The organism is Dichelobacter nodosus, assembly GCF_001263335.1.
Lineage (GTDB): Bacteria > Pseudomonadota > Gammaproteobacteria > Cardiobacteriales > Cardiobacteriaceae > Dichelobacter > Dichelobacter nodosus.
Map to the genome: position 1 here is coordinate 42,419 of NZ_LGVW01000013.1, position 13,520 is coordinate 55,938.

Consider the following 13,520-nt stretch of genomic DNA (forward strand, 5'->3'; position numbering starts at 1 on the left):
GTATAGTGAAACTTATTGCGTTCACGAAACTATCCGATTGGGAACTCGAAAAATGAGGCAAAACTATAACAATTTACACCTAAGCGCGCAATCTCAGCGCCACTTCTGCAGCAAACGCAGCGCAACATGGTAAACTAAATTCGCCTTTGTATTTTTTCTAAAAAAATCTGTTTATAAACAAGGATTCGCTTCTTTTTCTTTTCATTGCGATTTCAAAATTAGAGTCAAAATTATGATGCACAACACTGCTTTTCAAGGTGAATCTTCATCACTACATATTTACGAACAACCGCTTGCTGAACGCATGCGTTTATTTATGCGTTTAGAATCGATGTTTGAGCAATTACATTTGTTTCATCAAGCCAATGAATATTATTCCATTCGCCTGTTTTTAGATGCATTATTTGACATATTGGATTTTTTACACCGTTACGAAATCAGAGCGGAAGTTTTTAAAGAACTGCAAAGAATATCGCTCGCGCTCGAGCGGGAATATTTAGGCGCAGATAAAACCTTTTTAGAAGAAAAAGTATCCGCGGCGCTGGCAAAAATCCATCAACTCGATTTCAATCCCATCAACCGATTGCGCGAAAACGAATTGCTCAACAGTTTGCGGCAGAGAAACGTTAACAAAAGCGGCAATTGTTTATTTGAAGTGCCGGCTTATCAATTTTGGCTCGCCAATAATATTGGTCGCGAAAACGAGTTTTTAAATTATTGTTATCAACTATTTATTCCACTTTCGGAAGCCATTGCCGTTGCTTTATCGATTATTCGCTCCAGCGCCACGCTCACCGAAGAATATACTGATAACGGTATCTTTTTGAAAACATTGGATAAAGATAGAAAAAACCAAATTTTAAGAATTCATTTACCAACATCTCATTGCGTTTTTCCACGCATCAGCGGCGATAATCACCGCTTTGCTATTCGTTTTATGGAACAAAACAATCCGCAAACGCGCTCCGTACAAACCAAAGAACCCGTGGTCTTTTCATTGCAAATTTGCGCCATGTAATGCACCCATAAAAAAAGCGCAGCACGCTGCGCTTTTGTATCAATTAAATCATTAATAACCGTAACCGCCGCCGTAATTTTGTTGATAACCGTTTTGCGGATATTGGTTATAACCATTTTGTTGGGGATATTGATTGTAATTTTGTTGCGGATAATTTTGTTGATAACCATTTTGCGGATATTGATTATATTGCGGCGCTTGATTTGCGCGATTGATTTGCGAACCCAAAATACCGCCAACAACGGCGCCAGTTGCAATCTTTTTATTGCGTTTGCCCGCGGCATCATCTTTGCCCAATAAAGCACCAGCGCCCGCGCCGACAGCCGCGCCAATTGCGCCTTGTTGCACCATTTGTTGCTGACTGGCGTCCATACAAGCGCTCATCAATAAAGCGGCGCTTAAAAGTGATAATTGTGCGTATTTCATCGGTAATTCCTTTTAAATTGAGTGGAAAAGGCAATTATCTTAATCCGTTTTATTCGATACGCAAATTTACTTTATTTACGTTTTTTTCAACTTGTTCAAAGCGTGGCAGCGCGTTATTCTAAGCGCGTTTTTTTGAGTGTTTTTATGTCTACTTTACGCATCGCAACCCGAAAAAGTCCCCTCGCTTTATGGCAAGCCGAACACGTCGCCCAACAATTAAAGCAACATTATCCCGAATTAACCGTGGAGCTCGTTCCCATCGTCACGCAGGGCGATATTTTAGCGCATACGCCGTTATCAAAAATTGGCGGTAAAAACTTATTCATCAAAGAATTAGAAATCGCGATGCAACAAAACGCTGCCGATATTGCCGTGCATTCCATGAAAGATGTTGGCGTGACTTTGCCGGAAGGTTTTGTGCTCGCTGCGATTTTGCCGCGGGAAAATCCTTTTGATGCGCTGGTGAGCAATCATTATGCCCATTTAAACGAACTCCCTAACGGCGCCCGCGTGGGTACGTGTAGTTTACGGCGCAAAATGCAACTCGCGCACTATCGTCCCGATTTAAAACTCATCGATATTCGCGGTAACGTTCACACGCGGCTACAAAAACTGGATTCCGGCGCGTTTGATGCGCTGATTTTAGCCTGCGCGGGGCTGATTCGTTTACAACAAAACGCGCGCATTCGGCAAATTTTGCCGGCGGAAATTTCGTTGCCGGCAATTGGACAAGGCGCAATTGGCGTTGAATGTCGGGCGGATAGCCCATTTTTAGCGCATATTCAAACTTTAAATCATTTTGAAACTGCCGTTTGCGTTCAAACCGAGCGCGTCGTTAATCAACGTTTGCAAGGTGATTGCCAAGTGCCGATCGCGGTTTTTGCCACACTTTCCGGCAAAACGATGACCTTACAAAGTCGTATCGGCACAATTGACGGACAGCGTATGCTGGCACATCAAGAAATTTGTGCGTTGGAAGATGCGGAAAAAGCCGGCGCACGTTGTGCAGAAGCATTGATCCAACAAGGCGCGCAGGATATTTTGCATGAATACAGAAAATAAATATCCGCTGCAAGGTTGCCGTATTTTGTATACGCGCAGTAAACAGCATTGGTTGCAAGCAGAACCTTTATTACGGCAATTAGGCGCGCAACCGTATCATTTGCCGCTTTTGGATACGAAAATGCAGCCGTTATCCGCAAAAGCGCTGGAACAATGCCGAAAAGCAGATGATTTGGTATTTGTCAGCGCGCAGGCAGTGCAGCATTTTTTAGCGCAATATCAACCCGTTTTTCAACAAAACCTTATCGCCATCGGCATGAAAACGGCAGACGCTTTAACGGCGCACGCGCAAACGCGTTTTTTAGTCGCACCGCCGCCGTATAATTCGGAAGCGTTATTGCGCATTTGGCAACCGCAGCGGCATAAAATCGCGCTGATTGCCGCTGAAGGCGGTCGGGATTTGTTATACACCACTTTATCTGAAGATAATGAGGTTTATCGGATTGACACTTATCAGCGCTTTAATCCCACGCACGCGTGGAATTTTGAAATGCCGTTGCCGCATTGTATTTTGTTGGCGAGCGTACAAACTTTAGCGCATTTCCTCGCAATCACGCCGCAAAATATGCTAAAACTGTTACAATGCCGTGCGGTGATTGTCGCGTTAAGCCCGAGAATTATGCAAGCCGCTGTGCATGCGGGATTTTTGCACTGTATCAGCGCACAATATGCCGACGAAAGACATTTAATTAGTTGCCTAGAACAATGGTGGCTATCGACACAAGGAGACTCATCATGAACGACCCCAATAAACCGTCTGCAGAACATTTAAACGAGAATATTTTATCGACGGATAACGCATTACAATCAACTGAAAATAATCCACAACCGCATGATAAAAAAGAAAAAGATTGCGACTGTCACGGCGAACACGCCTGCGATTGCGACGAAGAAAAAGATTGCGGTTGTCACAGCGAACATGCCTGTGATTGCAATGAAGAAAAAGATAAAGATTGCAACTGTGGAGACTCCTGCGATTGCGATGAAGAAAACAACTGCGGTTGCATCGACAAACATGCCTGTGATTGCAATGAAGAAAAAGATAAAGATTGTAGTTGTGGAGATTCCTGCGATTGCAATGAAGAAAACAACTGTGGTTGCGTCGGCGAACATGCTTGTGATTGCAATGAAGAAAAAGATAAAGATTGTAGTTGTGGAGATTCCTGCGATTGCGATGAAGAAAATAACTGCGGTTGCATCGGCGAACATGCTTGTGATTGCAATGAAGAAAAAGATAAAGATTGTAGTTGTGGAGATTCCTGCGATTGCGATGAAGAAAATAACTGCGGTTGCATCGGCGAATCTTCAAAAAAGAAGGGACCTTGTGCTTTCCTCACTTTTTTGCTCGCTTTTTTAGCTTTAGCTGCGGCAGGCTATCATGAATATCAATGGCAACAAATGCGCGCGAATCAGCAAACATTCCAAAGTGATAGTGAAAAAAACATTGATGCATTAAAAAATACGGTTGCGCAATTCGATCAAGGTCTTGATAAAGCACAAGTCAGCCATTTGATTGCCGAAGCGATAAAAGCGTTGCCGCTTCCGCCGTCTGAACAAGAAATCGGTGTGTTCGTTGAACAAAAAATGAAAGAACAAGCAGAACATACCATCAAACAAGCACATTCCGTTGCGCAAGAATCCGTTGCCGAATTTGCGCGGACGCATGATTTAAACGATATCCGCGCTACGCAAGCAAGCACAGAAGCGAAAGTTCAAGAAGCAGTTGATGCTTTTCAACATACCGCAACCACAGCAAAAGAATCGTTTACCGCGCTGGCAGATCAAGCAACAAAGCAATTTACAAATTTAACGCAACAAGCCCACCCACAACCGTTAATCGATGCTTTAGCCTTGGCTGATGCAGCCTATCAACACAATGATTATTTTGCTGCGGCGCAATTTTTAAATCAGGCACTTTATCGCTTTGAAGCGCTCAATTTAATGCAAACACCTTTTGCCGCTTTTAAAGAACCGATTACCGCCGCACAAACGCAGCTCGCCAGTCTCATCAAAGCGGATCAAGAGCGCGCGCAACAATTGATCGCGTTGACCGAATCGGTAGATTCATGGTCTTTTAAAAGTTTTGAACCCGTGCAAGTAACGATGGAAGATGAAGCGTCAGATGAAACTAATTTGATGTCTCAAGCAGAACAATGGGGAAAACAGCTTTTAAGCAAAGCAGTGGTTATTCATAAAAATGATTTATCAGCAGCCGAACGCGTGCCGGCGAATAAAGCGCAAAGAGCCATTATTCGCGAAACCATTCGTTTAGATGTGGCTTATTTACGAAATGCCGCGATGCTTCATGATCGCGTGGGAGCAAAAATGGCAGCTGATGATTTAACGGCGCTGATAACGCGCTATTTTGCTGCCAACGATGAAGCGGTACAATCTGCATTGAGTGTTTTATCTCAATTTGGGGCAGATGAGCCGCAACCCCTTGAAATTACAACCATCATTAAAGCGGTTAAAGAAGCCGCGGGAGAATAGTTATGTTACGTTTTATTATTGTTTTAATTTTATTATGCCTTGGTTTGTTAACCGGTTATGCGTTTAATATTGAATCGCCGGTGATGATTAATATTTTTGGGCGTTATCAAATTGAAACCCATTTTATTAATTTAGTACTCGCTTCCATTTTGTTTGGTTTTTTGTTTATTACTTTGTTTCGTATCCTTTTTTTCATTTGGAATACGCCGACAATTTTCAGCCGTAATTTAAAAGTTCGCAAGAAAAATAAAGCTGACCGCTTATTGCGCGGTGGTTTAAATGATTTGGGCGTGGGCAACTATAAATGCGCGGAAAAGAAACTGGCAAACGGCGGCGATTTGGCGGAACAATTGGGCATTTCTCCCGTGATTTATTTTGAAAACGCAGCGATTGCTGCCGACCGCCAACAAGCGTTTGACCGCCGCGATCAATATTTTATTCGTGCCCGTGAAACAGTTCAGGCGCATGATGCCGTAAGCCGTAAAGTGATGCGTTTAACAGAAGCGCACAGTTATATTTTGAATCATCAATTTACACAGGCGGAATCGATTTTAAATCAACTTTATCAAGAAGATGCTAAAAATTCGAAAGTCATTGCAATGCTTGATGAAGTGTATGTGGGTAAAAAAGATTGGGAACGCGCGTGGTTACATTTATCCACTTTGCGCAATCAACTTTCTGCCGAAGTGTTTAACGAACGCAAGTTAAAATATGCGCAAGAAATGGTGCAAGCTGCTTTGCATGATGAAGAGGCTTTAAGCCGCGTGTGGCAACATTTGCCGGCAGAATTGCACGCCGAAAAATCATTATTATTGCCTTATGCCAGCGCGTTGCATGAAAAAGGTCACGCGGAAGAAATCGAAAAACTTTTGGCGCAACAAATTAAATACAATGGCGATTTGGATTTAATTCAAGTTTACAGCCAATTGCGCGGCATTAATTTCAATCGTGCTTTGAAAAATATGAACGATTGGGCAAGTATGCATGCCGAAAACAGCATTTTCCTTTATTGCCATGCGCAAATTGCTTACCGCGCTAAAGATTATGAAACTGCCGCGCGCTGCATCGAAGCTTCTATTAAATTGCACCCAACACCGCAAGCGTTTGCTTTGTGGGGACAAATTTTGGAAGCAACGGATAAACCAGGCGCCGCATTTGTTGCATATCGTCAAAGTATTGTTGACCCGAAAGCCGATTCTTTAAACGGCGAATTATTACTCGCACAAGCCGGCGAAAAACTGGCGTTAGAAAAATTGGCAGCGGAACAAACCGATGACGACGCGGTAGCAGAAGTCAGCGAAAACGAAGCAGAAAAAACAGAATCATCAACTGATGAATAACTGCTTTTCGCGCTGGACGCAATCCCATTTGTGGATTGCGTCTTTTTTATTTTGAAAAACGCTTTTATGCGGTTTAACGATAAAATTTTGTGAGTTCAATATGAATCCTTTAATAAAATGGTGTTCGCGCGTTTTTAATAATCCGTCATTGATGGCATTATTGCTTTTTGGTTGCACTTTATCACTGGCTTTTTTCAGCATTGGGCAATGGCTCATTCCCGTGATTATTTCCGCAGTCATTGCTTATTTATTAGAAGGATTAATTAAAAAATGCGAAAAAAACGGCGTTAGAAGAATCTTTGCGGTATCCGTTGTTTTTTTATTATTTTCATTCTTGATTATTTATATTTTTATCGGCGTTTTACCGATTCTTATTAATCAAGCAAAAGGATTAATTACCAATTTACCGGTTTATTTATCTTATGCGCAAGAAAAAATGCACATATTACCAAAAAGATTTCCGGAAATTATCTCACAACAAGATATCGATTTAATGCTGGGATCCATGAATGCCGCGGTGGCAGAATATACTAAAATATTGCTTTCAAAAAAGATTTTTGAATCGCTTTTTGCCGTATTTACCGTTTTGGTTTATATCATTTTAATTCCAATTTTAATTTTTTTCTTTTTAAAAGATAAAGTAAAAATCCTTTCTTGGTTAGGACAATTTTTGCCCGACAATCATCAAATCATTCAAGATATTTGGACGGAAGTTGATATTCAAATTGGTAATTATATTCGCGGAAAATTCGTTGAAGTTATGATCATTTGGATTATGTGCTTTATTCCCTTTAATATTTTGGGACTACAATACAGTTTATTATTGAGTTTAATGGTTGGACTTTCGGTTTTAATTCCCTATATTGGCGCAACTATTGTTACTTTTCCGGTATTAATTGTTGCTTATATGCAATTTGGTTTGAATTCTGGTTTTTGGTGGTCAACGGGATTTTATTTTGTCGTGCAAATTTTAGACGGCAACGTCATCGTGCCGGTCATCTTTTCTGAAGCCGTCAGCATTCACCCCATCGCCATTATTATGGCGGTTTTAGTTTTTGGTGGTTTATGGGGATTTTGGGGGATTTTCTTCGCCATTCCGCTGGCGACGTTAGTAAAAGCCATTGTTGAAGCGTGGCGGCGTTATCAAAATCGCGGACAATAAATAACGGCGTTTAAAAAGGTATTTTTGTTGATAATTTAATCGGCGCTCCATCGCGGCGTGTAAATAACAACCATTCCGCGTGCAACAATAACCGCGGCAGCAAACAATCTGCCGCGTCGCCGTAAAGATTATCGCCGACAATCGGGTGCCCTTTATCAGCCAAATGAACGCGCAACTGATGGCTGCGCCCCGTATGCGGAAAAAGCGCCACCCGCGTTTGATCGCGCTGCCGTGATAATACGCAAAAACGAGTCAGCGCCGCTTTTCCCGTTTCATAACATACTTTTTGTTTCGGACGATTTACCCAATCGCCAATCAAAGGCGCATTCATTTCGCCCTCATCTTCGGCAATCAAGCCGTGGCAAATCGCGACATAACCTTTTTTAACGCGCCGCTGCTCAAACGCGGTTTTGTAATAACGTTCGGCGTCTTTATGTTTTGCGATCAGCATAATGCCGGAAGTGGACATATCCAAACGATGTACTGCCGCCGCGCCGCAATATTCTTGCTTAATCCGCCATTCAACGCTATCGCGCTTTTCCGCGCCGCGCCCTGGCACCGACAATAATCCCGCCGGCTTATCAACGGCAATCATATCTTCATCTTGATAAACCACGGGCAAATCCATCATGATTTTTAGGCTGATTCAGCTTTGAGATCGCGGTTACTCAAATGCATCACCGCGGTTTGAATATCAATTTCACCGTTAAGAAATTGATGCATATATTGCGTAATCGGCATACGCACTTGATAACGACATGCCAGCGCCCACGTATCATGTGCGGCACCCTCGCCTTCAATGACTTGTCCAATCAACGCTTTAGCTTCGAGCGCGGTTTTACCTTGTCCTAACGCTAAACCAAATCGCCGATTGCGCGATTGATCATCGGTCGCCGTTAAAACCAAATCGCCTAAACCGGTTAATCCTGATAACGTTTGTGCCTGTGCACCTAAAGCGGTTGCCAAACGCGTCATTTCCTGCAAACCACGGGTAATTAATGCCGCGCGGGTATTGGCGCCACAACGCAAACCATCGGCAATGCCGACAGCAATTGCAATCACATTTTTAACCGCACCACCAATTTGCGCACCGATTAAATCGTCGCTGGTGTAACACAAAAAATTACTGCTGTGAAACGGTTCGGCAAATGCCGGCGCATCATTTTTGTGCGCCGCGGCAATCGTCACCGCGGTTGGTTTTCCGGCGGCAACTTCGCGCGCAAAACTCGGGCCTGCCAAAATCGCATGCGCATGATGTTTGCCAAAATGTTCCGTGAAAACATCGGATAACAACCGCCCACTGCCTTGTTCAAAGCCTTTGATTGCCCACATAAAAGGCTTTTTGCCTAGCAACGGTTTCAAATCGGAAAGTAGCCCCGCAAAACCTACGCTCGGCACCACGGCTAAAACCATTTCAGCAGATGCCACCGCCGCAGCGAGATCCGCGGTCGGTATGAGGTTTTTGGGAAAAAAAACATCGGGGAGATATTTGTGATTCGCGCCGTCGGCAATTAATTGTTCAATATGAGCGGCGCGATGTCCCCATAAAAAAACGCGGTGTTGGTTACGCGCAAGCTGTAATGCTAATGCCGTGCCCCAACTGCCCGCGCCCAATACGGCAATGGTATGCACTAAGCTTCTCCGCCTTGTGCGGTAGTATTTTGTTCTTGCTGCAATTGTTGTTGATACAACGCATCAAAGTTAATCGGTTGCAAATACAAAGAAGGGAAGCCAGCGTGCGTAATCGCGCTGCTGATCACTTCGCGCGCATAAGGATATAAAACCGTTGTGCAATAAACGTTTAAAGCGTGTTGCAATTGACTTTCATCTAAACCGACAATTTCAAAAATACCGGTTTGCGTAGCTTCAACCAAATAAATAACGCTGCTGCTTGTGCTGTCTTTAGCGGTTACGGTTAAACGCAAATGCACGGAATAATAATTTTCTTCCTTTAATTTTTTATTTTCGTGGTTAATACCCAAGCTGATTTCGGGATTTAAACTTTGTTGAAATACTTCCGGCGCATTCGGTACTTCAACCGATAAATCGCCAACGTATAATTTGCGAACTTCTAATAAAATACGCGGTTGTTGTTCTTCAGCCATGGTGAACTCCTTATTTAGTAAAAAATAACGGGCGAAATTGTAGCATTTATCTTTACAATTGAAATCCGGCGCGCGGCATCACATAAAAACAAAAAACAAATAAGCGCCCAGCAATAAACGGTAAATCACATGCGGCATCATGCCTACCGTATTTAAAAAGCGGATAAATAACGCAATGCAAACGTACGCGGCAAGCGTTGCCGTAACATAACTTAATGCGATCAATTGCCAACTAAAATCGCTGGGATTCGTCGCTAATTTCCACAAACCATAACCGCCGGCAGCAGCCGAAATCGGAATCGATTGTAAAAACGAAAACCGTGCCGCGGATTCTCGAGAAAAATGCATAGCCAGTCCAGCGGTTAACGTAATCCCCGAACGCGATACCCCCGGAACTAAAGCCAGCGTTTGCGCCAAACCATAATAAAAAGCTTGCCGATAATTCGTTTCCGGTAACGATAACTTTTTGCGTCCCCAAAAATCTGCTGCGGCTAAAAAAATGGCAAAAATCATGGTGGTGCTCGCAATTAATAAAGGGCGGTGCGTCAACGCATCGATATGATCTTTAACCATAAAACCAATGAGCAACGCTGGCAGCGTCGCCACGATCAATTGATTGCCCAATTTTGCTTCCGGCGCCGGCGGTGCATCACAATGGCGAAATTGTCGAAACCAATGATAAAGAATGCTGCACACATCTTTGCGGTAATAAAATAAAACCGCGGTGAGCGTGCCCAAACCAGTAAAAGCATCAAAAGCAACGCCGGCATCTTGCCAGTGTAATAATTCGCGGGTAATGACTAAATGCCCCGAGCTGGAAATCGGCAAAAATTCAGTAATCCCTTGAATTAAAGACAATATAAAAGCTTGCCATAATGTCATGTTTAGCCTCGAGCGTTTTTTAAGAAGCCGAATATTATATGACTTAAATGATGATTATCGGTATAATTAAAGAGATTTTCCGTGTAGTGAGTGCTTGGAAAACACGGGAACACGGATGATAAATTCGTAATGAATTTTGGGAGATGATAATGAATTGGCAAGATACGATTACAGCACATCAAAAAGTATTTGACGCTTTGCGCGAACACGAAGACGTTGTTGTTCGTATTGGTCGCGGATTATTGGCAGCGATTGAGCGGGGCAATACTATTTTTGTTGCCGGAAACGGCGGTTCAGCAGCAGATGCGCAGCATTTTGCCGCAGAGTTAACCGGACGTTTTGTGCGCGAACGCAAACCTTTACCCGGCATTGCGTTAACAACGGATACTTCCGCTTTAACAGCCATCGCCAATGATTATGGCTATGCACAAGTGTTTGCCCGTCAATTAGATGGATTGGCGCAACCCGGAGATGTTTTTGTTGGCATTTCAACTTCAGGCAATTCGCCCAATGTTTTAACCGCGGTAGAACTCGCACGCGAAAGCGGTTTAGTTACTTATGGTTTAAGCGGCAATGATGGCGGAAAATTATCAACGGCTTGCGATGATTGCGTTGTGGTGCCGTCCTCAATCACGGCGCAAATTCAAGAAGCGCATATTTTTATTTTGCATGCTTGGTGTATTTTGATTGACGAACACGCCGATCTGTTTTGAAAAATTCTATTGACAAGGCGTTATGATAACGATGAACCGCGCTTAAAACAGAGCGCGGTTTTTTATGAACGCGCTCGTCGCTTGTAGCTTTTGAGGCACAATGTCATGATGAACGCTCGTTTTATCAATGATTTTATGAGGTAAGCGCATTGAACGCTCGATTTTTTTTAATGATTTTATTGTTATGGAATCATGCTTGGGCAGAACCCGCGCCGCCGGTTGCTTTACTTTCTCCCACCGGCAAAACCAATACACTAACAGAATCTTCCACGGCAACGCCTTCAAATGAGGCGCCCGCTACTTTTAATTATGAACACGTTGAACTAGAAGCCATCAACGGCAATCCTGAAAGCGCTTTGGAACAACTCAATAAACATTTATCCGCGCACCCCGATGATGCCCGCGCCGCTTATAGCAAAGGATTGATTTTAATGCAATTAAAGCGCGTTGATGAAGCAGAACGCTGGTTTAAAATGATGCAAAGCAATTTTCCCAACGTAACGCATTCTTATAACGCTTTAGCAGTGATTTATTCCGGACGCGGCGATTTGTTATCCGCGCAAAGCGTTTTAGAAGCGTTATTACGTTTGCAGCCGCAACAACAAACCGCGCGGTTAAATCTGGCAAAAATTTATCTACGTTTAGCGCAAGAAAACTACAGTAAGGCTCTGAAAGCCGATCCCAAAAATGATAAAATCGCGCGCACGCTCACCGCGCTTAAAGCATTACAATAAAATCCATCGAATCACGTGCCGCATGCCCATTTAAAAGCCTCAATTAAGGAATCCAATTTATGAATGAAGAACAGAAAAAAGCATTAACCGCCGTTTTAACGCAATTAGATAAACAATTTGGCAAAGGAACCGTGATGCGTTTGGGCGAGCAAGTTGCCGCGCACGATATTCAAGCCATTTCTACGGGTTCATTAACGCTCGATATTGCGCTTGGCATCGGCGGATTGCCTAAAGGACGCATCGTTGAAATCTACGGGCCTGAATCTTCGGGAAAAACTACGATGATGTTACACGTCATCGCTGAAGCGCAAAAAAACGGCGGCACGGCAGCATTTATCGATGCCGAACACGCATTAGATCCGATTTATGCCCGAAAATTAGGCGTTAATACCGATGATTTATACGTCACACAACCCGATACCGGCGAACAAGCGTTAGAAATTTGCGATGCTTTAGTGCGCAGCGGCGCGTTTGACGTTATCGTGGTTGATTCCGTTGCCGCGTTAACGCCAAAAGCAGAAATTGAAGGCGAAATGGGCGATTCTCACGTTGGTTTACAAGCGCGCTTGATGAGTCAAGCTTTGCGCAAATTAACCGGAAATATTAAGCGCGCCAATACGCTCGTTGTTTTTATTAACCAAATCCGCATGAAAATTGGCGTTATGTTTGGTTCTCCAGAAACAACCACCGGCGGCAATGCGCTGAAATTTTACGCTTCCGTACGTATGGATATCCGCCGCATCGGTTCAATTAAAGAAGGCGACGAAGTCCTCGGTAATGAAACGCGCGTAAAAGTCGTGAAAAACAAAGTAGCGCCGCCATTTAAGCAAGCAGAATTTGATATTTTATACGGTCAAGGCGTTTCACGCGAAGGGGAAATTATTCAACTTGCCGTTAATGCCGATATCATGCAAAAATCCGGCGCGTGGTACAGTTACCGCGATGAAAAAATCGGACAAGGTAAAGAAAAAGTACGGCTTTATTTAAAAGAACACCCCGACGTCGCACAAGAAATTGAAACGAAAATCCGCGAAAAATTTATCGGCGGTGAATTGCATTTACCTGATGCCGCCGGCGATGAAATCGATACCTCAATCAATGATGAAGAATGATGAATTAGCGCGCGATTTTGAGCGGCGTTGTTTAGCGTTACTCGCGCAACGCGAATATTCGCGCGCAGAATTGGCAGCAAAAGCCGCCGATATTGCGCCGGAAATCGTCAGCGCCGTATTAGATAAATTGGCTGCTGACGGCTGGCAAAGCGATCAACGTTTTTGTGCTGTTTGGGTGCGCAGTAAAGCAGAAAGAGGCGACGGCGCGCAGAAAATCCGTCAAGCTTTAAAACAACGCGGCATTGCCGATGCACTGATCGCGGAACAATGCGCACAATTTGATTGGTTTGCGCTTGCCGAGCGGCTATATCGTAAAAAATATACAAAACCCGCCCACGATCTCAAAGAACAAGCCAAAAGACAGCGTTTTCTCGCGCAGCGCGGTTTTTCTTTTGCCGAAATTCGTCACGCGCAAAGCGTTTTTGAATCTGAACATCATGATGCCCACGCGGAACATCGTTAATATTCAACATTGA

The 13,520-nt window shown here is 43.6% G+C and carries 15 protein-coding genes; 10 read left to right on the top strand and 5 right to left on the bottom strand.

The window, feature by feature from the left end; translation table 11 throughout:
* Positions 1 to 232: 232 nt before the first annotated feature.
* On the top strand, positions 233 to 1,018 hold the full coding sequence (locus tag AKG33_RS03105) for a cell division protein ZapD (protein ID WP_050707924.1): 786 nt from the start codon (positions 233 to 235) through the stop codon (positions 1,016 to 1,018).
* A gap of 51 nt (positions 1,019 to 1,069) precedes the next feature.
* Here the strand turns inward: AKG33_RS03105 and AKG33_RS03110 are convergent, their stop codons facing one another.
* Positions 1,070 to 1,444 (bottom strand): YMGG-like glycine zipper-containing protein, encoded by a 375-nt coding sequence (locus tag AKG33_RS03110; protein ID WP_012030644.1) that lies wholly within the window; start codon positions 1,442 to 1,444, stop codon positions 1,070 to 1,072.
* Between the two features lie 144 nt (positions 1,445 to 1,588).
* On the opposite strand from AKG33_RS03110, the gene hemC reads away from it, so the two are divergent.
* The 5 genes from hemC (at position 1,589) to AKG33_RS03135 (ending at position 7,498) form a co-directional block, all read left to right on the top strand.
* Positions 1,589 to 2,506 (top strand): hydroxymethylbilane synthase, encoded by a 918-nt coding sequence (hemC, locus tag AKG33_RS03115; protein ID WP_012030643.1) that lies wholly within the window; start codon positions 1,589 to 1,591, stop codon positions 2,504 to 2,506.
* A complete protein-coding gene (locus AKG33_RS03120; protein WP_012030642.1) occupies positions 2,490 to 3,245 on the top strand; it encodes a uroporphyrinogen-III synthase in 756 nt (251 codons plus the stop codon). Before hemC ends, AKG33_RS03120 begins: the two co-directional genes overlap by 17 nt.
* On the top strand, positions 3,242 to 4,996 hold the full coding sequence (locus AKG33_RS03125) for a VESA1 domain-containing protein (protein ID WP_012030641.1): 1,755 nt from the start codon (positions 3,242 to 3,244) through the stop codon (positions 4,994 to 4,996). The genes AKG33_RS03120 and AKG33_RS03125 overlap by 4 nt, the downstream gene beginning before the upstream one ends.
* A 2-nt stretch (positions 4,997 to 4,998) precedes the next feature.
* Entirely contained in the window at positions 4,999 to 6,336 is a 1,338-nt protein-coding gene (locus AKG33_RS03130) for a heme biosynthesis HemY N-terminal domain-containing protein (RefSeq protein ID WP_050707925.1), read from the top strand.
* Positions 6,337 to 6,436: 100 nt separating this feature from the next.
* Entirely contained in the window at positions 6,437 to 7,498 is a 1,062-nt protein-coding gene (locus tag AKG33_RS03135) for an AI-2E family transporter (RefSeq protein ID WP_012030639.1), read from the top strand.
* A 10-nt stretch (positions 7,499 to 7,508) separates the two neighbouring features.
* Here the strand turns inward: AKG33_RS03135 and AKG33_RS03140 are convergent, their stop codons facing one another.
* The 4 genes from AKG33_RS03140 to AKG33_RS03155 form a co-directional block, all read right to left on the bottom strand.
* Entirely contained in the window at positions 7,509 to 8,129 is a 621-nt protein-coding gene (locus AKG33_RS03140) for a pseudouridine synthase (RefSeq protein ID WP_041729414.1), read from the bottom strand.
* A 5-nt stretch (positions 8,130 to 8,134) separates the two neighbouring features.
* Positions 8,135 to 9,130 carry an NAD(P)H-dependent glycerol-3-phosphate dehydrogenase gene (locus AKG33_RS03145; protein WP_012030637.1) on the bottom strand — a complete coding sequence of 332 codons (996 nt, stop codon included), beginning with the start codon at positions 9,128 to 9,130 and terminating at the stop codon, positions 8,135 to 8,137.
* Positions 9,130 to 9,603: a protein-export chaperone SecB gene (gene secB / locus AKG33_RS03150; protein ID WP_012030636.1), complete on the bottom strand. Its 474-nt coding sequence runs from the start codon at positions 9,601 to 9,603 to the stop codon at positions 9,130 to 9,132. The genes AKG33_RS03145 and secB overlap by 1 nt, the downstream gene beginning before the upstream one ends.
* A gap of 78 nt (positions 9,604 to 9,681) precedes the next feature.
* Positions 9,682 to 10,485, bottom strand: a complete 804-nt coding sequence (locus tag AKG33_RS03155; RefSeq protein WP_012030635.1) for an undecaprenyl-diphosphate phosphatase — start codon at positions 10,483 to 10,485, stop codon at positions 9,682 to 9,684.
* A 149-nt stretch (positions 10,486 to 10,634) separates the two neighbouring features.
* On the opposite strand from AKG33_RS03155, the gene AKG33_RS03160 reads away from it, so the two are divergent.
* The 4 genes from AKG33_RS03160 to AKG33_RS03175 all read left to right on the top strand — a co-directional run bounded on the left by AKG33_RS03160 (position 10,635) and on the right by AKG33_RS03175 (position 13,507).
* Positions 10,635 to 11,198 carry a D-sedoheptulose-7-phosphate isomerase gene (locus tag AKG33_RS03160; protein WP_012030634.1) on the top strand — a complete coding sequence of 188 codons (564 nt, stop codon included), beginning with the start codon at positions 10,635 to 10,637 and terminating at the stop codon, positions 11,196 to 11,198.
* 170 nt (positions 11,199 to 11,368) lie between these two features.
* The gene (locus tag AKG33_RS03165; RefSeq protein WP_012030633.1) at positions 11,369 to 11,932 is read left to right on the top strand and encodes a tetratricopeptide repeat protein; all 564 of its coding nucleotides are present in this window, start codon (positions 11,369 to 11,371) and stop codon (positions 11,930 to 11,932) included.
* 59 nt (positions 11,933 to 11,991) lie between these two features.
* Entirely contained in the window at positions 11,992 to 13,044 is a 1,053-nt protein-coding gene (gene recA, locus AKG33_RS03170) for a recombinase RecA (RefSeq protein ID WP_012030632.1), read from the top strand.
* Positions 13,010 to 13,507, top strand: a complete 498-nt coding sequence (locus AKG33_RS03175) for a regulatory protein RecX (RefSeq protein ID WP_233433967.1) — start codon at positions 13,010 to 13,012, stop codon at positions 13,505 to 13,507. Before recA ends, AKG33_RS03175 begins: the two co-directional genes overlap by 35 nt.
* Positions 13,508 to 13,520: the final 13 nt, after the last annotated feature.

Coding starts and splice junctions, on each gene's coding strand:
- AKG33_RS03105 (WP_050707924.1), top strand. CDS start 233: ATGATGCACAACACTGCTTTTCAAGGTGAATCTTCATCACTACATATT.
- AKG33_RS03110 (WP_012030644.1), bottom strand. CDS start 1,444: ATGAAATACGCACAATTATCACTTTTAAGCGCCGCTTTATTGATGAGC.
- hemC (WP_012030643.1), top strand. CDS start 1,589: ATGTCTACTTTACGCATCGCAACCCGAAAAAGTCCCCTCGCTTTATGG.
- AKG33_RS03120 (WP_012030642.1), top strand. CDS start 2,490: ATGAATACAGAAAATAAATATCCGCTGCAAGGTTGCCGTATTTTGTAT.
- AKG33_RS03125 (WP_012030641.1), top strand. CDS start 3,242: ATGAACGACCCCAATAAACCGTCTGCAGAACATTTAAACGAGAATATT.
- AKG33_RS03130 (WP_050707925.1), top strand. CDS start 4,999: ATGTTACGTTTTATTATTGTTTTAATTTTATTATGCCTTGGTTTGTTA.
- AKG33_RS03135 (WP_012030639.1), top strand. CDS start 6,437: ATGAATCCTTTAATAAAATGGTGTTCGCGCGTTTTTAATAATCCGTCA.
- AKG33_RS03140 (WP_041729414.1), bottom strand. CDS start 8,129: ATGATGGATTTGCCCGTGGTTTATCAAGATGAAGATATGATTGCCGTT.
- secB (WP_012030636.1), bottom strand. CDS start 9,603: ATGGCTGAAGAACAACAACCGCGTATTTTATTAGAAGTTCGCAAATTA.
- AKG33_RS03155 (WP_012030635.1), bottom strand. CDS start 10,485: ATGACATTATGGCAAGCTTTTATATTGTCTTTAATTCAAGGGATTACT.
- AKG33_RS03160 (WP_012030634.1), top strand. CDS start 10,635: ATGAATTGGCAAGATACGATTACAGCACATCAAAAAGTATTTGACGCT.
- AKG33_RS03165 (WP_012030633.1), top strand. CDS start 11,369: ATGATTTTATTGTTATGGAATCATGCTTGGGCAGAACCCGCGCCGCCG.
- recA (WP_012030632.1), top strand. CDS start 11,992: ATGAATGAAGAACAGAAAAAAGCATTAACCGCCGTTTTAACGCAATTA.
- AKG33_RS03175 (WP_233433967.1), top strand. CDS start 13,010: ATGAAATCGATACCTCAATCAATGATGAAGAATGATGAATTAGCGCGC.